The organism is Prevotella sp. TF12-30 (genome assembly GCF_003436715.1).
GTDB classification, from domain to species: Bacteria; Bacteroidota; Bacteroidia; order Bacteroidales; family Bacteroidaceae; genus Prevotella; species Prevotella copri_A.
In genome coordinates this window covers 1-20,785 of record NZ_QSQJ01000031.1, presented here as the reverse complement: position 1 = coordinate 20,785, position 20,785 = coordinate 1, and the positions used below count along the sequence as shown (strand labels likewise).

Sequence of the window (20,785 nt, the reverse complement as noted above, 5' to 3'; positions counted from 1 at the left end):
AATGTGTTTGAGGTAGAAACAGTACTCGCATTGGCGCCACCTACTAAGATCGTAGATAGTAATAGGGTCATGCCAAACTGACTTTTTTTGCTCATAATTGTTTGGTTTTAATTGTTATATTATGTAGTTTTATAGAGATAATCAGATTCTTAATTATATAATTGTCTGACTAAGTGTATATATATTGATTCAATTAATGATTCTTTTTGTTTAGGCTTATTTATTTTAATAACCGGTTGCAAATTTACGATAAATTTTAATAAGTTGTCTGAAAAAAAAGTTAATAAATGCAAATTGGGCGAAAAAACATATAAAACTTGCTTTTTCGTCCCCCCTTATCCTTATTTATATATAGGAGAGGGGCGTGGACTTATGATACACCCTCATCTTCATCTTTTTCTCTCTCCATACCTTTTCCTTTCCTTCTTTTTGAAAGAAAATCCCAGAAATTCCTGGCTGTTTCAATAAAAAAGCGTATCTTCGCAGCAGATTTTCAGAATCTAAAACAATGACTTATGGGTAGATATATCAACCCCTTTACCGACTGGGGCTTCAAGCGTCTCTTCGGTCAAGAGTTCAGCAAGGACTTGCTGATTAATTTTTTGAATGACTTGTTTGAAGGCGAGTTTCAAATCAAGGACGTAACATTCAAGGATAAGGAACAGCTTGGAGATACTAATGATCTCCGTGGCTGCATCTTTGATATCTATTGTGTTACCGACGATGACAAGCATTTCATCGTTGAGATGCAGAACAGATGGGTACCTTTCTTTGTGAATCGTTCCATCTATTATGCTAGTAAGGCTTTTGTTGCCCAACGCAAGAAGTTTGATGAAGCAGGTGACCGCACTCCTGTTTTATACCAGTTTGTGCCGGTTTATGTGGTTTGCATTATGAATTTTATGCCAAGGGAGCATGAGGTGACAAAGTTTAGAACAGACGTAGCTTTGAGGGAGAAGTCTAGCGACTCCATGTTTTCTGATAAGCTTCGTTTCATCTATCTTTCTCTTCCTTTCTTTGATAAGAGTGAGGAAGAATGCGAGACAGGTTTTGAAAAATGGATTTATGTATTGAAGTATATGGAAGTATTGGAAAGATTGCCGTTTACGGCACAGAAGAAGATATTCGATCATCTTGCAAAACTGGCAGATGTTCGTTGCTTGAGTAGTGAGGAGCAGGAAAAATACGATGAAAGTATTAAGGCTATTGACGATTACTACTCCGGTCTTTATGGCTCTTATGTTGATGGCGAGGAAAAGGGTAGAGCGAAAGTAGCCCGTAACTTGTTGGCAATGGGTATGTCTTGGTCACAAATCATACAAGCTACTGGATTGACTGAAGAGCAATTGAAGCAACTTCAGTCGTAGCGTACTCATATAGATTCTTTCGAAAGTAGAGAAGTTAAGGGAAGTTAGAGAAGTTATCACTCCCTTTAACTTCCCTCAATTCCCTCATCAGCTGAAGAAGCTGTAGCCCCAGATGGCCTGCATCATTCTGGCACAGAGCGAAGAGAAATTCTGATAGAGCTTAGGCGACCACTTCGTCATGCCATACAGCTCCTTTTTCTCCAGAAACATCTCCTCGTTCCATTCGGTATAATCGTACTCATTGAAGTAGCGGGAGTAATCGCTCAGATTATCTGCCGTAAAGCGGAGACGGGGATCGATGGTGCCAAACCACTCGATACTCATCATCTGATGGGCAAAGGTGGCGAAGGTGCTCTCATGCTTGATCAGGTTGAGATGCTTCAGCACGCTCCATACACAGAACCACTGGTTTTTCCGGGTTATCAGATTCACCATCTTGGAGATGGATTTCTTCAACTCCTCCAGATTCACCGAACGGCCCTTCACCGTAAGATAGAATACCTCATTATGAAGCGACTGCTCGAATTCTTCCGGAAATTCGATGGCACGGATGCGCTGCGTGATGATCTGGTATTTAGCCACAGCATCCACGAGCTTCAGAAATTCCTCGTTCGTAAAATTCACTTTTATCAGCGAGGCACCCAACTGGCTCACATCATCTGCACTATTGAGAAACAGCAGGAGCAGATTCTGGGGCACCAGATGCTTCAATTCCCTTCTCGCCTGGAGCCATTGGTCCACGTTGAGCGGTTTGCCATCGTTGTCGTACTGCAGATTGGAGAAATACAGTTCCAGTTTTTCGCTGCTGTCCTTTTCCGAGATGTATTTCTGTATCGCCCATTCCGTTAATCGGGCCGCTTCCTCGGGTGTCATTTCTGAATTTGTAACGTGGCAGACTCTGCGGAAATGCAGCACCAGATAGCTGGCGAGGCAATAGAGGCGGATGAGATGCCACAGACGTTCCTCGTATCTCACCCCCGGGAACTTCGTGATTTTATGATATTTCTGAATCATTTTCTCCGTATTCTGGATATCTTCCACCATCAGCTGTATCGATTCCTGGTTCATGCCATCCATCAGCAGCAGGTCGTGCAGCTTTGGCAGGAGCGTACTGATCTCTGAGGAGAACTTCGGGGAAGAATGTCCTTCTACTTTCTTGCCTGCCTTGACCAGGGCAAGTACTTTTTTCATGAATTTGGTAAACTGGGTGGTGATGATAAGTTCGAAGGAGGTGAAATACATCTCGTTCTGCTCCTTGCGATGATGGGAAACATCGCTATGCTGCAAGGCGAGGTCCTGATCTGCCAGATAGCAGAGTCGGGCTGCCTTGGTACACAGGGAGTGGATGTCGAAGGTCATCTCCTGCGAGCTGTAATCTTCCCATCCGTCCATCAACACCTTGAGCATCATTGTAAAATGATCGAGTTGACGATCGAAAACCTCGTAGCTGAATGCGGGGACTTGTTTATCTTGCTGAGTCTGTAGCATATTTCTAGTTTTATCGTGAATAGTTTGCGAAACGAAGTTCCGTTATCAGTCTGCAAATTTACGTTTTTCCATCATGATTACCAAATGTTTTCCCGTAAAACTGAAGAAATCCGCCCGATTTTCCCACGCCTTTTCCCATAGAGCCTTGGGATTTTTCCCAAATGGAGCGGAATGGGCGTGGGAAAGGCGGGAAAATTTGGAAACGCTTTTCCTATTGTGTATCTTTGCACCCGGAGATGAGAAGACTGGATGGAAGATTCAGGCGGCGGTGGATAGAAAGCTACTTTCTAAAACACTCTTCACTCTTCACAAATGCATCGTAAACAGCTAATATACAGTTGATTAGATGCGTGAAGAGTGGCTGCCGACTCTTCACCACTCTTCACCGCTCTTCACCCTCATCAAATTTGAGGGTGAATCACACATTAATTAATAATTTTAAAACCATGATTATGGAAACAAAAACTAATTTGAAGTCATCTATGATGGCAGGTAATCAATCAGCAATCTACCAGGTAGAGAGCTTTCTGGAGGAGTTTTACCTCTTCCGCAGAAATGTTTTGAACGGAAAGACCGAGTTCTTCTGCATCAAGCCTGAAGAGGAGATGGAGGATTCCGAGGAGAAGGAGTTGGAGAAGAAAGAAGAGACTCTGAAGGAGGAGAACCCTGAGGAGAAGAACTGGAAGGTTCTTACAGCTGAGGCTTTCAACTCCATTGTTCGCCGTGCCAAGAAATTGGGAATCGGCGAGAAGAAGTCGCCAAGACAGGACATCGAGGAGTATATCAAGTCGGATGCCGTTCCCGTCTTCGACCCTATCCAGGAATACATGAACAAATTGCCGAAATGGGATGGCAAGAACCATGTGGCTGCTCTTTTCGGCAGAATTCCGGGGTTGACCAGCGAACAGCTTGGCTGGTGTGCCACCTGGTTCCGTTCGGCTGTAGCCCATTGGCTGCAGATGGATATGCTGCACGGAAATGAAGCCGTACCGGTGCTTATCGGTCAGCAGGGTTGCGGAAAAAGTACCTTCGCCGTCCGACTGCTGCCCGAGGAACTTCGCCAGTATTTCCTCGACCACATCAACTTCGGCAACAAGTTTGATTCAGAAATGGCGCTCACCCATAATCTTCTGGTGAACATTGATGAGCTTGCCAACATCACCGTTGCCCAGCAGGGCAAGCTGAAGCAGACGCTTTCGAAGGTAAAGGTGAATGGTCGCCCTATTTTCGGCAAGAGTCAGGCAGACCGCAGAAGATACGCCTCTTTTCTGGCAACCACCAACGATGAGCATCCTCTCTGCGACCCGACGGGAAGTCGCCGTTATCTCTGTCTTCGAGTTCCCGACGGGGAGTTTATAGACAACAGTTCGGTCATCAATTATGACCAGCTCTATGCACAAATGATGTATGAGCTTCGTGATAAGCAGACCCCTTATTGGTTCACCAATGATGAGGTGGCTCGCATCCAGGAATTCAACCAGCCCTTCTTCAAGGTGGATGATCTGGAGACCATGATCAGCTACTGTTTCCGAATGCCGGCTGAGGAAGAGGAGGGTAAATGGATGATTTGTTCCGAGGTTTTCGACGTGCTTCATCTGCAATATCCTATGCTGGTGGGAAATTTGAGCACGAAGATCAAGATAGGTCAAGCCCTCAAGTTTATGGGATGCAAGAGCAGGCATACCAGAAATGGACAGGCCTATCAGCTCCTCGCTCTCTCGGCTTGAGAAAAACGGGGATAAACCGTGGGGAACCTTTTCTCGATCGGAAGGTGTGAAGAGTGGTGAAGAGTTGTGAAGAGTGGTTGGCCACTCTTCACCTCTCGCACCCCCAGTGTTTATCGGGGTTTCAGGCTAATCTGTGAAGAGTGAAGAGTAAAATGGAGAGCAAGGTTTTTCTATCTCCCGACGTATTGTTTCGTGCTCTATCTCCCGACGTATCGTTTCGTGCCTGGCAATGGCAAGATATTGCCCTGGTAAAGGGCAATATTGTGCCGTAGTGAGGCAATAATCGAAAGGAGCCTCTTTACCACCCGTCAGGACTATCATGCCGACCTCTCAGAGACGTTCCGACATCTCGTAAGTACCATCACACCTTATTATATAATAGACAATAGAATTTTATATAATAGACTATAGAATAACTTTTAAAACATTACGCAAATATGAACAAGTACATTCCTTACAACATTACATGCCCGTTGGCATCCTGCAGCCGTAGCAACACCTGTGCCCGCTACGCCAATTATCAGAAGGCAAAGGCTGAAGAAGCTTCCTTCATGGTCTTGAATACCGATCTTCTCCAGGTAGAGGGAGAAGGCTGTCCTTACCATCTTGTTTCCGAACGTCAGCGCTGGGCAAGAGGTTTCATCCGTCTCTGCAAATCCATCCCATCGGGCAATGCCAAATATCTGAACGTATATACGCCCTTCACCCAGCGCCGTTTCTACAAGGCAAGGAATGGCGAGTTCCCTCTCAATCCTCAGATGCAGGCAGAACTCCTGGAGATTTTCAAGGAAAGAGGTGCCGACCTCAGCCTGGGATTCGACTGCTACGAGGAGCAGGATGTGCTGGTAGAGAAGTAGGCGCATTGGATCCGCCAGGCGTCCTGCCTGGCGGGCTTACGCTCTTGGAGACACCTAGGTACTCATACAGTTTGTCACCATAATGCGACTTTGCCAATACCTGCCATTTCAAAGCTGGCAGAGATTCCCATTGCTCTAAAAACTTTGGCTATGGTAGCAAATGTGATATTGTTTCCTTTTTCTATTCTAGAAACTTGTGATTTCTTTACTCCAATTAGTGCTCCAAGTTCCTCTTGAGTCAGATTCTTCGATTGGCGTGCTTTTTTGATAGCTTCTCCCATCAGAAAAGCATTCATGTCTGATTCATATTGATTACGCAATGGTGTACCTTCCTTACCGAGTACTTTATCTAAAGCTTCGTCTTCTGTGTAAAATTTCGTTGTTGCCATTATCTTTTGTTCTTTTCGTTAAAATATTCTCGCCTAATAGACTCTGCCTTTTGAATTTCTTTCGACGGAGTCTTTTGCGTCTTTTTGATTATACCATGGGTTGTAATAACCAATGTATCTGCTTCTGTATCCCAAAAGGCAAAGACTCTATAAATAGAACCATTGTATTTAGTCCTAAATTCCCAAATGTCACTGCCTTTTAGTTTTTTAAAAAGCTCTGTATCTACAACATATTTGCTCTTGTTGATGTTAAACATGATTTTCTCTTTTACTTTATTTTCTAAAGAATTGAGAAATTCAATAACTTCATTAGAGTATATGATTTTAAATTTCGGTCGCTCAAACATATTCTCTTTTTTTATATAATGCAAAAATACAGATTAGTTAGCATATATGTAAACATACACACTTTTTTTTATTCTTTATTAACTATAATTCGCAAGTCTGGGATACGACAGCTACGAGGAGCAGGATGTGCTGGTAGAGAAGTAGTCTCATTTGAACCGCCGGGACGCCTGTCGGGAGACTTTCTTTTTTGATGCCTGTCGGGAAAAGTGCACTTTATACCTATAATAAAAAAGATAATAATGCCTAAAATGCAGGCGATTATGCTACATTCTAACATAAAAACTGTATCTTTGCAAAATCTATCAGTATATTGGCTGCCTGATGGGGGCAATACGGTAGATGAAAGAATGTGGTGAATAATAACTAAAATGGTAAGATATGAAATCTATTAACTTGATTATCTTGTTTTTGATGGCTCTATTGCCAACCTATGCTCGTGGCAATCTGCACAATTTGTACAATCAGTACAATCTGCAGCAACAGCAAGAAAAGAAAAAGAAAGAACATAAAGTAGAAATTTATGGTGACGTGAAAGATTCGTTTACCCAAGCCTATCTGAAGGCTTTTGTCACGGTGATGGACAAGGACAGCAACGTGATAGATACCATGACTACGAGTGGATGGGGAAAACACCTCTTTTATCATACTCAAGTCCCAGCACGTCCCGCTACTTATATCGTCAAGGCAGCGTGTGATGGCTATGAATCGAAGTGTATCAATCATACCATCAAATACATAGCACGCAATAAAAATTTCTCATTTCCTTCGCTTTTGCTCAAGAAGAAATTCAATCAGGATGTTGCCCTCGATGACGTGGTGGTGACTGGCACCAAGGTGAAGCTGGCTTACCGTGGCGATACGCTCGTCTTTAATGCCAGCGCATTCAATGTGCCTGATGGTTCCATGCTCGATGCGCTTGTAAGACAGATGCCGGGAGCTGAAATGAAGAGTAACGGCGATATTTACGTGAACGGCAAAAAGATAGATTATCTGCTCCTTAACGGAAAAGACTTTTTCAAGGGGAAGAACCAGGTGATGCTCGACAATCTTCCTTACTATACCGTAAAGGAACTGAAGGTGTATGACCGTTCTTCTGAAAAAAGCCGACTCATGGGGAAGGAAATGGAGAAGAAAGACTATGTGATGGATGTGGCCTTGAAGCGTGAGTACTCCCGTGGATACATCGCCAACATGGAGGCTGCCGGGGGTAGCGAAGACCGCTATCTGGCTCGTCTCTTCGGACTCTACTACACTGACAATTCACGAATCTCGGTATTTGGAAACCTGAATAACACGAACGAAACAAGACGACCGGGAAGTCAGGGCGACTGGTCGCCTTCCAACAGTCCGCAGGGACAGAAAACTACCCGCCAGGTGGGCGTTGACTTTAATACGTCATCGAAGAGTCAGAAAATAAGTGAGCAGGGAAACGTTACGTTTGCTTGGGACAATACGCATGACTTGACTCGCAGTTCGCAGGAGAATTTTGCCTCTACCGGCAATATCTACAGTAGAAGTATCAATGATTCGCGCAGCGATAACCATAGTTTCAACCTCTATAATAACTTCCAGGTGGATGGGAAGTTGGGGGTTTGGTTGGATACCCGTATCGACTACTCCGACAGAAAGTCATCATCGTCAAACCGTAGTGCTACCTATTCTGCCAACCCTAAAAGATGGGGTGATATCAGTCAGACCATCGATTCTACCTTTGCACAGAATGTAAGTGGCAGCCTGTACGACATCATCACCAACCGTTCGCTCTATCAATCACGCTCAAAAGTGCATGCTTTCACTGGTAGTCAGCAAGCTCTGGCGTGGTATAAGTTGCCTTGGGGTGATAGAATCGAACTGAACTTGAGTGGAAGCTATTCCAGCTCTAAGCCAAACGAGTCTTTCAGCCTGAACCGCAATGAATATTTCAAGACTGGCGAGAAGGACTTACGTAACTATTACAACGATAGCAGATCGAACACATATAAAATAAGAGGCAGCTTTAAGTATGGAATAGAAATTCCATATACTAAGTGGACGATGTTGGTTGGTCCAAAGTTTAAGCAAACCTATCAATCGGTAAAGGGCTTGAAATACCGTCTGGACGAGCTGGGCGGCGACTGGATATCCAATCCGGAACTGATGTTTGCTACGCTGCCTTCTAACATGGAGCAGCTTTCGGGGGTGATGGACGAAGATGTGAGTAGAAGCTATCAGACGATGAGAAAGGATACGGGTGCAGAACTTGAATTCCAAAGAAATGCTCCTTCTTCGTTCCTGACTCTATCGCTGAGTCTTTCTAAAGAAAAGGAGCGTATCAATTACCACACATCGGCTCTCGACACGATAGCCAAAAGAAGCCGTATGGTATTCAGACCTACGTTCATGTACGGTTGTTATGACGATAAGAAGTCTATCAGCTTAACTTATTATATGCAGAGTCAGATGCCTGATTTCTTCAGCATCATGCCATACAGAGACAATTCGAATCCGCTGGCGGTGAGGGTGAACAATCCGGACCTGGAGAATTCGCTGTATCATCATTATGATGTAAACATCCGTTTCAACGGACTCAAGAATCAGCAGTATGTGGGATTCTTCGCTACGGGTAATTTCTATCACAATCTTGTGGGTACCCGCACTACTTATAATTCGCAGACGGGTGGCTACACTTATATGAGTGATAATATTGGTGGTGGCGGCAACTGGGATTTCTGGACAACGACATCTTATGGTGTGGCTCTTGACAAGGCAAGACTGTTCCGTCTGGATTATCGTCTGTGGTTTAACGGTTTGCGCCGCAAGGATTTTGATATCGCTTACGACAATAATTCTACCCAGCTATGCTATGTGCTCAGAACCGAGTTGGGAAACAGTTTGTACTTCAAGTATCAGAAAGACAAGTTGAGCATCAACTTGGGTGGAAAGGTGGAGTGGAAGCATGGTACGAGCGACCGCAGCAATTTCGAGAAATTGAATGCCTATGATTTTGAGTATGGTGGCAACATGACTTACACCTTGCCTCTGGGCATTTCGCTCTCTACCGACCTGAAGGAATATTGCAGGCGAGGTTACAGCGAGAAGTCGTTTAACACCAGTGATCTGGTATGGAATGCTTCGCTGGCCCGTTCGTTCTGCAAAGGCAAGCTGACGCTGAAGGCGGAGGCCTTTGATATTCTTCAGAATCTCTCGAGCACCGTGTATGAGGTGGGCGGACAGGGCAAGACCGAGAAATGGAACAACACCCTGCCAAGCTATGCCATGGTGCATTTGATGTATAAATTCAGTAAGGCACCGAAGAATAAGAAGTAATTGTGGGGGATGAGGTGGGGTGTGTTGTAAGACACACCCGGCACGCCCTGAAAGGGCAGAAGCTCCTAGCCCAGGGCAATCGCCCTGGGTTATTATGATGCAAACCTGTCGCCCTGTAAGGGCAAAAGCTTTCAAATACCTGACAATTTATAAAGCTTTTGCCCTTTCAGGGCGCTTTGTTGACTGCTATTATACCCAGGGCGATTGCCCTGGGCTAGGAGCTTCTGCCCTTTCAGGGCGTGTGGGGAAAAACGTTAGCGCAGATTTTATTATCTTACTCTTCTCAAGATGTTCTGCAGCTCATAAACCACGGTAGGATGAGTATCGGCTACATTATCCTGCTCATAGAGATTGTCGGAGATGCGGTAGAGCTGAGGAAGAGGATTGTTGCCGGTCTCTATCTTCGGACCCCACTTGATCATCTTCGAACCATCGTTCGGCTCGATGTATTTCCACTCCTTGGTGCGGATGGAAAGTACATGGTTACTCGACATTTCGACTACCCATGGACGATGGGTGGTGTCGGTGCCGAGCAGATTGCCAAGATGGTTCCTGCTGTCAGGGGCACTACCCTTAGGGAAGGTGGCACCAATCAGATTGCCGAATGAAGCCATGAAGTCGATCTGGGACATCAGAACATCGGAGGTCTGACCCGCCTTCACGTTCTTGGGCCAGCGCACGATGACTGGAATCGCCGTACCTCCCTCGAAGGCGCTGTATTTGTTGCCGCGCCAAGGACCCGCTGGCTTGTGACCATTCAGGAGTTCCTCTGCCTGATCCTGATAACCGTCATCTACCACAGGACCATTGTCGCTGGTAAGCAATACGATGGTGTTATCCGCAATGCCCAACTTATCCAGAGTCTCCATAATCTTACCCACCGACCAGTCGAACTGCACGATGGCATCGCCACGCACACCCATGGTGCTCTTTCCACGGAAACGCTGGTGTGGGAAACGAGGCACGTGGACATCATTGGTGGCAAAATAGAGGAAGAAAGGATTGTTGCTGTTCTTCTTGATGAAGTCGATGGCATGGGTAGTGATGGAATCGGCGATGTTCTCGTCTTTCCACAATGCCTTGCCGCCACCCTTCATATAACCGATTCTGCCGATGCCGTTCACGATAGACATATTGTGGCCGTGGCTCGACTTCATATTATAGCACAACTCAGGATTGTCCTTTCCGGTTGGTTCGCCAGGGAAGTTTCTGTAATAGCTTACCTCGATAGGAGCCGACGGATCGTAGTTAGCCACCTTGCCGTCTTCGATGAATACACAAGGTACACGGTCGGCTGTGGCAGCCATGATGTAATGATGGTCGAAGCCGATATCAGCCAGGGCAGACGGCAAGGGGGCATTCCAGTCCTGCTTGCCAGTCTCAGCACCCAAGCCCAGATGCCACTTGCCGATAGCACAGGTAGAATAGCCTACGCTCTTGAACATATCTGCCATGGTAAACTGGGTAGGCTTGATAATCATTCCCGCATCGCCCGGAGCCACATCGGTGCCCGGCTTGCGCCACGCATATTCGCCCGTGAGCAGAGAGTAGCGGGATGGGGTACTGGTAGAGGCGATGGCGTGGGCATCGGTGAAACGGATTCCCTGCTTCGCCAGCTTATCCACATTCGGTGTCTCTACGTTTTTGGCACCATAGCATCCCAGGTCGCCATAACCCAGGTCATCGGCAAGGATGATGATGACGTTAGGCTTCTGCTGATTGCTTGCCTTCGCCTTCCTGGCTCCCATCGCAGCCGTGCAAGCCAGCGGTGACAGCAGGGCGATGGTGATATAAGTCTTGTTCATAATGATAATCGCTAGTTATTTTTTAAAACATTCATGATGTTGGCTGGTGGACGCTGGGCAAGGAGTTCCCGCTTCATGAAGTCCATGTAGGGAGCCACATGCGAATAATACTGGTAATATCCCTGACAGAGATAGTTCAGTCCCGGCTCTCCATACTTGTCTTTCTCGAAACGGTTCTTCGGGCATTCGCCATGACAGGCAAACTCCATGTCGCACTCCTTGCACTGGCGAGGCAGCGAGGTATGCTTCAGGCGGCTGAATGCCTGCTGCTTCTCGCCGTAAAGCATGTCGATGAGCGACTTGTCCCTGATGTTTCCCAGCTTGTATTCCGGAAAGACGAAGTGGTCGCAGGAATACACATCGCCGTTGTGTTCCATCACGCCCGCATGACCGCACTCCTTGGAGTAGGCGCAGATGCCCGGCAGCACACCCATCCAGTTGGCAAGCGTGCAGTCGAAGATTTCCACAAACATCTTACCCACATCGTGGCGCACCCAGTCGTCGAAGATGGTGCAGAGGAAGCTGCCCCACTGTGTCGGGGTAACGGAAGCATCCGAAAGCGGAATCTCCCGGTCGTCGGCAAGACTCGCCAGGGTGCGGCCGTCTTCGTGCTCGGTAAGTCGCTCCACGATAGGGGTAAACTGCAAGTACTGGCAACCGTTGTCTCTGAAGAAATGATAGAACTCCAGCGGATGCTCAGCGTTATAGGCGTTGACCACCGCCATAGCATTCCATTCCACCCGATGCTTCTTCAGCAGGCTGATGCCCTGCATCACCTTTTCCCAGGAAGGCTTCCCGGCAGGAGTTACGCGATAGTGGTCGTGATACTCCTGAGGTCCGTCGATGGAAATGCCTACCAGCCAATGGTTCTTGGCAAAGAACTCGCACCACTCGTCGGTGAGGAGGGTGCCGTTGGTCTGGATGACATTGTCTATCTGTTTGCCGTGGGCGTACTTCTTCTGAAGCGCCAGTGCTTTCTTGTAGAAGTCGATGGAGCGCATCAGCGGCTCACCTCCATGCCAGGTAAAGAGCACCTGGGGCATGGTCTGTGCCTCGATGTACTCCCGGGTGAATTGCTCCAGCATCTCGTCGGTCATCAGATGTCGGGGAGTGTTCTGGTAAAGATGGTTCTTTTCCAGATAATAACAGTATTTGCAAGCCAGGTTGCAATGGGCGCCTGCGGGCTTCAGCATCACATACAGGGGCTTGGCAAATGGAGTTGCTATGTTGTCGTTCATCATTTTTTCAAGTTTTACATATGGAGGAAGTTAACTCCTTAATCCACTTTTGTTAAGAATCAGAACTTAGGCAGGGTAATCTTGAAATCCTGGTTGTCTCTGTGCTCCTTCTGGATAGCAGCCAGGAGTTCCTTTACGATTTCAGGATGATCTGCCGCTACATTATGGTCTTCGTGGATATCCGAAGCCAGGTTGTAGAGACGTGGCTCGCCCTTTACCACTACCATCTTCCAGTCGCCCTTTCTCACACCAATCTGGTCGGTCTCGTGGAACTCCCAGTAGAGGTAGTCGTGGTGCTTCTGTTCGGCATCCTTGCCCAGAAGGGTAGGAGCGATGGAGATTCCGTCGAAACCATCACCTGCCAGTTTCTTGTTGGTATAGCGCTTGGCGAAGTTCTTGATTCCGGCAAGGTCGCAGAAGGTTGGCATCAGGTCGTAGAAGGCAAACTGGGTATCATTTACGCTGCCCGCCTTGATGTGCTCCGGCCACCAGGCAATGAACGGGATGCGGATGCCGCCCTCGTAGCACTGGCGCTTCAAGCCCTTCAGCTTGCCGTCGCGACCGAAGAACTTTGGATCGGCGCCGCCCTCCTCGTGAGGACCGTTATCCGAGGTAAAGATTACCACGGTATTCTTGTCGAGACCCTTCTCCTTCAGCTTGGCGAAGATTTCGCCTACATACTGGTCAAGACGGGTAATCATTCCGGCAAACTGGGCGTGGGTATGAACCACGGCGTTGTATCGGGAACCTTCCTGTCCGCCCCAGGTCTTGTCCTCGAAGAACTTCTTCTGATAGTTCTCCAGGATGGAATCCTCCGGCTGAGCCAGTTCGGCATGAGGCAGGGTATAGGTGAGGAAGCCTACGAATGGATGCTTACTGTCCTGACGGTCGATCCACTCCAGTGCCTTGTCGTGGATGATTCGGGCAGAATACTGGTTGCGCTTGAAATAGTCCTTGCCGAACATCGGATACAGGATGTTCTGCTCCATGATTTCTCTTACCACAGCGGTATCTCCCTGTGACTTGCTGTAGCGGTTGAGGAAGTTAGGATAATAAAGGTGGGCCTGGAACTGACAGATGTAGCCGTAGAATTCATCTATGCCACGCTTGTCGGGAGTAGAGGCAGAACCTTCGTATCCGCCTGCCCACTTGCCGAAGACTCCGGTGCGATAACCCTTGTCCTTCAGCATCTCCGGAAGAATCTTATGCTGCGGGTCGTAAGGTTCCTGACCCACAACAGAAAAGTCCTCATTTACTCCATACTTCACCATCGGCACGTTTCTCCAGTACTCCTTGTTGCCTCTTACGTGGGTATGACCGGTATGCTGACCCGTCATGATGGTAGCACGTGATGGGGCTGAAACCGGCGAACCGGCGTATGCCTGGGTGAATCGCATACCCTCTCTTGCCATCTGGTCGATGTTGGGGGTATGGATGTAAGGCTGACCGTAGCAGGCTAGATCGCCATATCCCATATCATCGCAGAGGATGAAGAGAATGTTGGGCTGCTGTACGTTCTGCTTGGCGCACACCAGGGTAGGCAGGCAAATCATGCCTACCCCAGTGAGCCATATTGTCTTGTTTGTCTTCATAAATTTCTGTTTTTGGATTCTATTCATCTATATTTAGAATCTTCTACCTTTAGATTCTACTCATCTACCTTCAGATTCTTGCGGTAGTTGGCGAGCAACTTCTTCAGTTCCTTCTCAATCTTCTGAGTACCTGGCTTGCCGTAGATGTTGTGTAGCTCGTTAGGGTCGCTCTTGATATCATACAACTCCCAGTAGTCGATGTCGGCATCATCGGTGAAGTAATTGATAGACTTGAGGGCATTGAAGCAATTGTTCTCTCTTGTGCCAGGCTGTCCCTGGTACTTGTTTTCTACCACGGCTCTCTCGCCACCCTTGCCGTAGAAGTGAATCAGCTTGTAACGCTCGGTGCGCACACCATCGTGCTTGCGTACCAGGTGGTAGGTAGGGTAATCATAATAATGATAGTACAGGCTCTTGCGCCACTTCTTCACTGGTTGGCCGGCAAACAGAGGCTGGAGTGAAGTGCCAGGCATGTACTTAGGCTTCTGCAAACCAGCCAGGTCGAGGAAGGTAGGAGCGAAGTCGATGTTCTGAACCATCTGGTTGCACTCGCTCTTTGGCTGGATGTGCTTAGGATAGCTGATGATGAGCGGGGTATGGAATGACTCCTCGTACATGAATCGCTTGTCGAACCAGCCGTGCTCGCCCATGTAGAATCCCTGGTCGGATGTATAGACGATGATGGTGTTGTCGGTGAGGTTGTTCTTGTCGAGATATTCCAGCAGTCTGCCCACGCTCTCATCTACTGAGGCAATCACAGCCATGTAATCGCGGATGTAGTTCTGGTATTTCCACTCGATCAACTCCTTGCCGGTCAGGTTCTTGCTCAGGAACTCACGGTTTCTTGGCATGTAGTAAGCATCGATGATGGCACGCTGCTGTGGAGTCATGCGGTTCATCTCGCCCATCAGTCCGGCATAGGAATCTCTACCCTCAGGAGTAGAAGGATCGTACATCTCAGGAACCTTCAGGTCGCGTACCATCTCCATATACTTGTCGATAGACATCTTCTGGGTAGATGCAGCAGAACCACGGGTCTCGTAATCATCCCAGAATGTTTCTGGCAAAGGGAAGTTGACGTTGGCATACTTGCTTACATACTTGGTGTTAGGCATCCAGAGACGGTGAGGTGCCTTGTGGTGAACCAGCAGACAGAATGGCTTGTTCTTGTCGCGGTTGTTCAGGTACTCGATGGCATGGTCGGTGATGAGGTCGGTGGCGTAGCCCATCTCCTGCTTGAAGTTACCGTACTGGCCGGTAGAAGCGAAGGTTGGGTTGTAGTACTGCCCTTGGTCATCCAGAACATGATAGTAGTCGAATCCCTTCGGACTGCAGGACATGTGCCACTTGCCCACTACGGCAGTAGAATAGCCTGCCCCCTGCAGCAGTTCTGAGAAGAAGGTCTTGGTAGAGTCGATACCCTCGGCAAGCTGGCGCTGTCCGTTCTGGTGACTGTAAAGACCCGTCATCAGGCACGCACGGCTTGGAGTAGAGAGAGAGTTCTCCACGAAAGCCTCGTTGAATTTCATTCCCCTTTCAGCTAGGCGGTCGATGTTAGGTGTTGGTGCCAATTTAGAGATTGGACTACCGTATGCGCTGATGGCTTGCATGGCATGGTCATCACACATAATGTACAAGATGTTTGGTCGTTCTCCCTGAGCGAAGAGCGACAGCGGCATTACCTGCAAGGCAGCGAATGCCAGTAATGAACGATTGAGTTGATTTCGGTTGTTATTCATCATGATTCTGGTGATATATAGTTAATAATGAATGAATTATAGACAAAGATAGTAGAGGTTGATAAAATGCCAAAAAGAGGGGGCGCCATCAGTTGGCGCACCCTCTTCAATTTAAACCTGAACCCAACAATTTCTTCAAGAGAAAACAGTTGAGTTATTCTTATAATAAACAAACCTAGCAAGCTTTTATCTCTTCAGGTTAGGGTTCTTCTCAACATCTGATGTTGGATATGGACAGTAAATTTTATCCTCAGACCAAGAACCTGAAACAGTTACACTTTCCTTAGCAGTATAGGTCTTGCCATTCTGCTCTGCTACTACGAGAGGAGCATTAGTTACGCGGTAGTCGAAGTTCTTCTTCAACTCGTCCATACGAAGCTCGTCAGAACGACGGGTAACCATAGATACCCAGTTGCCGGCAACTTCCCATCCGTGCTCAATGTAGCAAGCTTCAGCCAGCTGCTCTGCATTCATATCAGCAATCTTCACGGTAGTACCATTGCCCAATGTAACGTTCTCAACATCGTTTACGGCACGGCTGCGAACCTGACGGAGGCACTCCTTAGCCTTGTTCAAATCGCCACCAGAGCGAGCTGCACTCTCAGCATACCAGAGAAGGATCTCTGAGTAACGGATGAGGTTGTGACGACGGTCGTTGATCATACCACCCCAGTTAGGAGCCAGGTAATCGTAAGCCTGACGGAGCATGTTGCCGTTCTCGTCAGAGTTAACGGTGAAGATACAGAACATTGGGTGATAAGCCTCAACTTCTGGAGTCTTTCCATCTTCTTTCAGTGCCCACCAATCAACAGCTTTTGTAATCTTGTTTCCATCCTGGAAAGTAACCTTAGGAGCGTAGATGGCATTCTTGCGAGCACCCTCTGGGAATCTCTTCCAGAATGCGATTTCACCCCAGGCATCACCCCAGCCACCATCGCCGAGACCTTCGAAACGGCAGCAGGAAGAAAGCTGAGAGTCATGATCCCACCAGCCACGAGCATCGTTGTTGATACCAAGCACGGTCTCCATGTTGTAGTTGTTACCCATAGAGTAAACATCCTTCCACTCTGGGTTCAGGATGAAACCGTAAGAACCGTTGTTGTCGATGACAGACTTAGCCTGCTCTGCAGCGAGCTTGTAGTACTCTGTACCCATATTGAGTGGGTAGCCAGCCATAGACATGTAAACTGCTGACAGGGTAGCCTGTGCAGCCTGCTTGGTTGTCCAGACATCCACACCGAACAAACGGCTAGGCTCCTTCTCATACTTGGTAGGAAGCTCGTTAACGGCTGCCTTCAAGTCTGATACAATCAGTTCATATACATCCTTTACACTAGATGGAGCAACCTCCAACTGTGAAACGTCGGTACCGGTAATCAATGGCACAGGACCGAATACACGTACCAGATAGTAGTAAGCGTATGCACGCCAGAAGTGTGCATTACCCAGAGCTACATTGATCTTATCCTGAGCAACAGGAGCCTTGCTTGCACTCTCGGTAATCAGGTTGGCAGCCTTGATTACAGAATAGTGCTGGTTCCAGGCGTCAGTTACACCCTTGTTGGCACCATCAGATGCAAAAGCATCGAGGGCAGCACAAGCCTGCTTGTTAGAACCAGGGTTGGCTGTAATATCATCACCCTGCCACTGAGGGTACATAGGGTTGGTCCAACTCTGTGTCTGGTTTACTCGGTCATACAGTGCGTTAACACTTGCTGTCAGGTCATCTTCGCTATTGAAGAAGTTATCTGGGGTCAACTGTCCCTTAGGTTCCTCATCCAGGAAGTCTCCGCAAGAAGAGAAGGTAAGCAATGATGCTGCCATGAGACAACCCATATATAATAATTTTCTAGTTCTCATAATTATTTCAGTTTTTAGATGATTGAAGTTAGAAGTTTACACGAACGCCCATTGTGATGGTACGAGGATTAGGGTAAGCACCCATATCCAAACCGTTATCACGGTCAACACCATTGTCACTGAATGATGCACCAGCTGGGTCGATTCCCTTATAGCCGGTAATGGTGAAGAGGTTCTGAGCTGAGAGAGAGAGACGGATGTCTGCAATCTTAGTCATGCTGCGTGGGAATATATAAGCAATGCTGATATTCTCGCAACGGAGGTAATCTGCATTCTCCAACCACTTGTCTGAGTTACCGTATGTCTTGTTCTCGGCACCTACTGTTGGCATGGTGATTCCGATGTTGTTGAAGTAATCCTTATCGGTTACAAACATAGAGGCACCTACCATTGAGTTCATAGCGTAACGTACCATGTTCAAACGCTTAGCTCCGAAGGCTGCATTGAAGAATACGTTGAAGTCCCAGTTCTTGTAGCTTACGGTGTTGTTCCATCCCAAAGTAACGTCTGGGTTTGAGCGGCCCAATACGAAGCGATCCTTTGATGCATCAGGAGTAGCGGTCTTGGTACCGTCTGCTGCATAATACATATCAACATACTGTCCCTTGTCGTTCTTCTCTACACCTGCCCACTTGAAGCCGTAGAATGTACCGATAGCTTCACCTTCCTTGATGATGGTACATGGGTCAACAGTACCTGGAGAAGGGCTGGTACCATAGAGGATAGGAGCATCTGCTGTCAACTTGGTTACCTCGTTCTTGATGTAGCTGGCATTCAAGGTTGATGACCATGACCAGTCCTTGGTCTGGATAATCTGTGCATTGATGGTTGCATCAAAACCCTTGTTGCTTACCTCACCGGCATTTACCCAGTAAGATGTGCCACCCAGGTAACCTGGAGCTGATGTGGTCAGGAGGGCATCCTTGGTCTTCTTGTCGAAGTAGTCTAAGCTGATGTTCAAGCGGTTGCCGAAGAAACCGAGGTCAACACCGAGGTCAAACTGGTGAACCTTCTCCCATGTCAAGTCTGGTGTAGCAAGACCATTTGCCCAGTAACCTGTGTAAGACTGAGTTGTACCGTATGTGAAACCGGTTGTACCCAATGAACCGAGAGTTGAATATGGAGAGATATCCTGGTTACCGATGATACCGTAGCTAGCACGGATCTTCATGTACTCTACTGCATCCTTGATAGGCTCCCAGAACTTCTCGTTAGAGATGGTCCAAGCTGCAGCTGCAGATGGGAAGTAACCCCACTTCTTGTTGGTAAAGCGGCTAGAACCATCCGCACGGAAGGTACCAGTCAACATATAACGGTCTGCGTAGTTGTACATAACGCGAGCTACACCTGAAAGCATGGTCCACTTGCTGTAACCGTTGGTTGGTGTCTTGGAAGCTGCATCTGCTACGTTCCAGTAGCCCAACTGCTCGTGAGCAATACCTGTACCTGACATACCCATGCGGCGAACCTCGTTAGAGGTAACTTCCCATACACCTGTTGCTGTCAAACCATGATCACCCCACTTGTTGCTATAAGTCAAGTTGTTGGTTGACTGCAAAGCGGTTACGGTAGCATCGTTGTTGCCCATGTTGTTACCTGCTGCGTTCACCTTGGTAGATGTGAAGCTGTACCATTTGTAATCGTTGTAGTCGATACCGTTGGTGGTAGTGAAGGTCAAGCCCTTGAGAAGGTTGAACTTCAAGTCAACGTGACCAGTTACCATGGTACGCTTGCGGTCGTTCTGGCTGTCGTGAAGAATACCGTAAGGGTTGTTCTGGATGTTGTTGTATGGGTCCAGGTTGTACTTGCCGTTGGCAGCCATCATCTCCATAGTAGGAGAGTAGTTCAAACCTACCCAGATAGGGTTAGACTGGTTCTGAGCGAAGCCAGCACCTGAGTTGTCTGTCTGAGCGAGGTTAAGGTCGGCTGTCAATTCCAACCAGTCGAATACCTTATTGTGAATGTTTGCCTTGATAGCGTAACGTCTTGACTTGGTGTCAACGATTACACCCTTCTGATCCATCAAGTTGGCAGAAAAATAAGTCTGAGTCTTCTCGTTACCCTGAGACAAGGAAACCTTATAGTTCTGGGTAATACCAGTCTGGAGCAGCTGATCCATCCAGTCGATACCTGGCTTGGTACCATTCAAATAATCCTGTACAGCGCTCTGATCCACACCCTTGTGGTCAACCAAAGCCTGTGCATACTGCTTGGTACCCATTACCTCAGGGATGTTGTAAGCGTTAGAGAAACCGAAGCTGCCGTCGAAAGTTACCTGTGTAATACCAGCCTTACCGGTCTTGGTCTGTACCATCACAACACCATTGGCACCACGGGCACCATAGATAGCGGTAGAAGAAGCATCCTTCAATACCTGAATGCTCTGGATATCCTCAGGGCTGATACCCTCAAGACCAGTCTCGCGAACGATACCATCTACTACGTAGAGAGGGTCGTTGCTCTTGTTTACTGAGCTGGCACCACGGACACGAATCTTCATGGATCCACCAGGTACGCCGCTAGACATAACCTGTACACCAGACATACGACCGTTGAGGGCATCCTCAACACGTGCAACTGGCTGATCCTTGAAGCTCTTGCCTTCCATCACAGCAACAGAACCTGCCAAGTCTGCCTTCTTTACTGTACCGTAACCGATGACTACAGTCTCCTCGAGTACGTTGGCATCGTCTTGCAAAGTGATGTCTAATGGAGTTCCGTTCCAAGTGATTGTCTGGGCCTTGTAACCTACGTAAGTAATAGTGAGCTTAGCGCCCTTAGTCAAATTGTTAAGGACGAAGTTACCGTCAAGGTCGGTTACGGTACCGCCGGTCTTGCCATCGATACGGATGGTAGCACCAATGATAGGCTCGCCAGAAGCGTCCTTTACAGTACCTTTACATGAGTTTTGCTGCTGGGTAGCGGTTGCAATTGCTGAATTGCTCTGAGCTGCCAATGCAGTGACAGTGCTTAGTGGTGACATGGCACCCAACAGCGCTGCAAAATACAAATTTGCTCTTTTGTTCATAGCAATACTCTGTTAATTCTTATGTAATCGATTGAAAATGA

General features: G+C 47.5%; 13 protein-coding genes. 4 read left to right on the top strand and 9 right to left on the bottom strand.

The window, feature by feature from the left end:
* Window positions 1–515: 515 nt before the first annotated feature.
* Window positions 516–1,367: an Rpn family recombination-promoting nuclease/putative transposase gene (locus tag DXD25_RS11430; protein ID WP_117663612.1), complete on the top strand. Its 852-nt coding sequence runs from the start codon at window positions 516–518 to the stop codon at window positions 1,365–1,367.
* Window positions 1,368–1,454: 87 nt separating this feature from the next.
* Here DXD25_RS11430 and DXD25_RS11425 read toward each other — a convergent pair whose 3' ends face one another.
* Entirely contained in the window at window positions 1,455–2,855 is a 1,401-nt protein-coding gene (locus tag DXD25_RS11425) for a hypothetical protein (protein WP_147327901.1), read from the bottom strand.
* A gap of 452 nt (window positions 2,856–3,307) precedes the next feature.
* On the opposite strand from DXD25_RS11425, the gene DXD25_RS11415 reads away from it, so the two are divergent.
* Entirely contained in the window at window positions 3,308–4,582 is a 1,275-nt protein-coding gene (locus tag DXD25_RS11415) for a VapE domain-containing protein (protein WP_117663631.1), read from the top strand.
* A gap of 437 nt (window positions 4,583–5,019) precedes the next feature.
* Window positions 5,020–5,439, top strand: a complete 420-nt coding sequence (locus tag DXD25_RS11410; RefSeq protein WP_117663609.1) for a DUF6078 family protein — start codon at window positions 5,020–5,022, stop codon at window positions 5,437–5,439.
* Window positions 5,440–5,513: 74 nt separating this feature from the next.
* On the opposite strand, the gene DXD25_RS11405 is transcribed toward DXD25_RS11410, so the two are convergent.
* Both DXD25_RS11405 and DXD25_RS11400 read right to left on the bottom strand, forming a co-directional pair.
* Window positions 5,514–5,828: a helix-turn-helix domain-containing protein gene (locus DXD25_RS11405; protein WP_089543002.1), complete on the bottom strand. Its 315-nt coding sequence runs from the start codon at window positions 5,826–5,828 to the stop codon at window positions 5,514–5,516.
* Window positions 5,828–6,175 carry a type II toxin-antitoxin system RelE/ParE family toxin gene (locus tag DXD25_RS11400; RefSeq protein WP_089543001.1) on the bottom strand — a complete coding sequence of 116 codons (348 nt, stop codon included), beginning with the start codon at window positions 6,173–6,175 and terminating at the stop codon, window positions 5,828–5,830. Before DXD25_RS11400 ends, DXD25_RS11405 begins: the two co-directional genes overlap by 1 nt.
* 379 nt (window positions 6,176–6,554) lie before the next feature.
* On the opposite strand from DXD25_RS11400, the gene DXD25_RS11395 reads away from it, so the two are divergent.
* The gene (locus DXD25_RS11395; RefSeq protein WP_117663608.1) at window positions 6,555–9,482 is read left to right on the top strand and encodes an outer membrane beta-barrel protein; all 2,928 of its coding nucleotides are present in this window, start codon (window positions 6,555–6,557) and stop codon (window positions 9,480–9,482) included.
* A gap of 269 nt (window positions 9,483–9,751) precedes the next feature.
* Here DXD25_RS11395 and DXD25_RS11390 read toward each other — a convergent pair whose 3' ends face one another.
* The 6 genes from DXD25_RS11390 to DXD25_RS11365 form a co-directional block, all read right to left on the bottom strand.
* Window positions 9,752–11,287, bottom strand: coding sequence for an arylsulfatase (locus DXD25_RS11390; RefSeq protein ID WP_117663607.1), 1,536 nt, complete (start codon window positions 11,285–11,287; stop codon window positions 9,752–9,754).
* A gap of 11 nt (window positions 11,288–11,298) precedes the next feature.
* Complete coding sequence (locus DXD25_RS11385) at window positions 11,299–12,525, bottom strand: anaerobic sulfatase-maturation protein (RefSeq protein WP_117663630.1); 1,227 nt, start codon at window positions 12,523–12,525, stop codon at window positions 11,299–11,301.
* Window positions 12,526–12,584: 59 nt separating this feature from the next.
* A complete protein-coding gene (locus DXD25_RS11380) occupies window positions 12,585–14,078 on the bottom strand; it encodes an arylsulfatase (protein WP_117663606.1) in 1,494 nt (497 codons plus the stop codon).
* Between the two features lie 95 nt (window positions 14,079–14,173).
* Window positions 14,174–15,796 (bottom strand): sulfatase, encoded by a 1,623-nt coding sequence (locus DXD25_RS11375; RefSeq protein ID WP_233522294.1) that lies wholly within the window; start codon window positions 15,794–15,796, stop codon window positions 14,174–14,176.
* Window positions 15,797–16,042: 246 nt separating this feature from the next.
* Entirely contained in the window at window positions 16,043–17,716 is a 1,674-nt protein-coding gene (locus tag DXD25_RS11370) for a RagB/SusD family nutrient uptake outer membrane protein (protein ID WP_117663605.1), read from the bottom strand.
* 28 nt (window positions 17,717–17,744) lie between these two features.
* Entirely contained in the window at window positions 17,745–20,744 is a 3,000-nt protein-coding gene (locus tag DXD25_RS11365) for a TonB-dependent receptor (protein WP_233522291.1), read from the bottom strand.
* Window positions 20,745–20,785 lie beyond the last annotated feature (41 nt).

Excerpts from the sequence above, each read along its gene's own strand:
- DXD25_RS11430 (WP_117663612.1), top strand. The coding sequence starts at position 516 with ATGGGTAGATATATCAACCCCTTTACCGACTGGGGCTTCAAGCGTCTC.
- DXD25_RS11425 (WP_147327901.1), bottom strand. The coding sequence starts at position 2,855 with ATGCTACAGACTCAGCAAGATAAACAAGTCCCCGCATTCAGCTACGAG.
- DXD25_RS11415 (WP_117663631.1), top strand. The coding sequence starts at position 3,308 with ATGGAAACAAAAACTAATTTGAAGTCATCTATGATGGCAGGTAATCAA.
- DXD25_RS11410 (WP_117663609.1), top strand. The coding sequence starts at position 5,020 with ATGAACAAGTACATTCCTTACAACATTACATGCCCGTTGGCATCCTGC.
- DXD25_RS11405 (WP_089543002.1), bottom strand. The coding sequence starts at position 5,828 with ATGGCAACAACGAAATTTTACACAGAAGACGAAGCTTTAGATAAAGTA.
- DXD25_RS11400 (WP_089543001.1), bottom strand. The coding sequence starts at position 6,175 with ATGTTTGAGCGACCGAAATTTAAAATCATATACTCTAATGAAGTTATT.
- DXD25_RS11395 (WP_117663608.1), top strand. The coding sequence starts at position 6,555 with ATGAAATCTATTAACTTGATTATCTTGTTTTTGATGGCTCTATTGCCA.
- DXD25_RS11390 (WP_117663607.1), bottom strand. The coding sequence starts at position 11,287 with ATGAACAAGACTTATATCACCATCGCCCTGCTGTCACCGCTGGCTTGC.
- DXD25_RS11385 (WP_117663630.1), bottom strand. The coding sequence starts at position 12,525 with ATGAACGACAACATAGCAACTCCATTTGCCAAGCCCCTGTATGTGATG.
- DXD25_RS11380 (WP_117663606.1), bottom strand. The coding sequence starts at position 14,078 with ATGATTTGCCTGCCTACCCTGGTGTGCGCCAAGCAGAACGTACAGCAG.
- DXD25_RS11375 (WP_233522294.1), bottom strand. The coding sequence starts at position 15,796 with ATGCCGCTGTCGCTCTTCGCTCAGGGAGAACGACCAAACATCTTGTAC.
- DXD25_RS11370 (WP_117663605.1), bottom strand. The coding sequence starts at position 17,716 with ATGAGAACTAGAAAATTATTATATATGGGTTGTCTCATGGCAGCATCA.
- DXD25_RS11365 (WP_233522291.1), bottom strand. The coding sequence starts at position 20,744 with ATGAACAAAAGAGCAAATTTGTATTTTGCAGCGCTGTTGGGTGCCATG.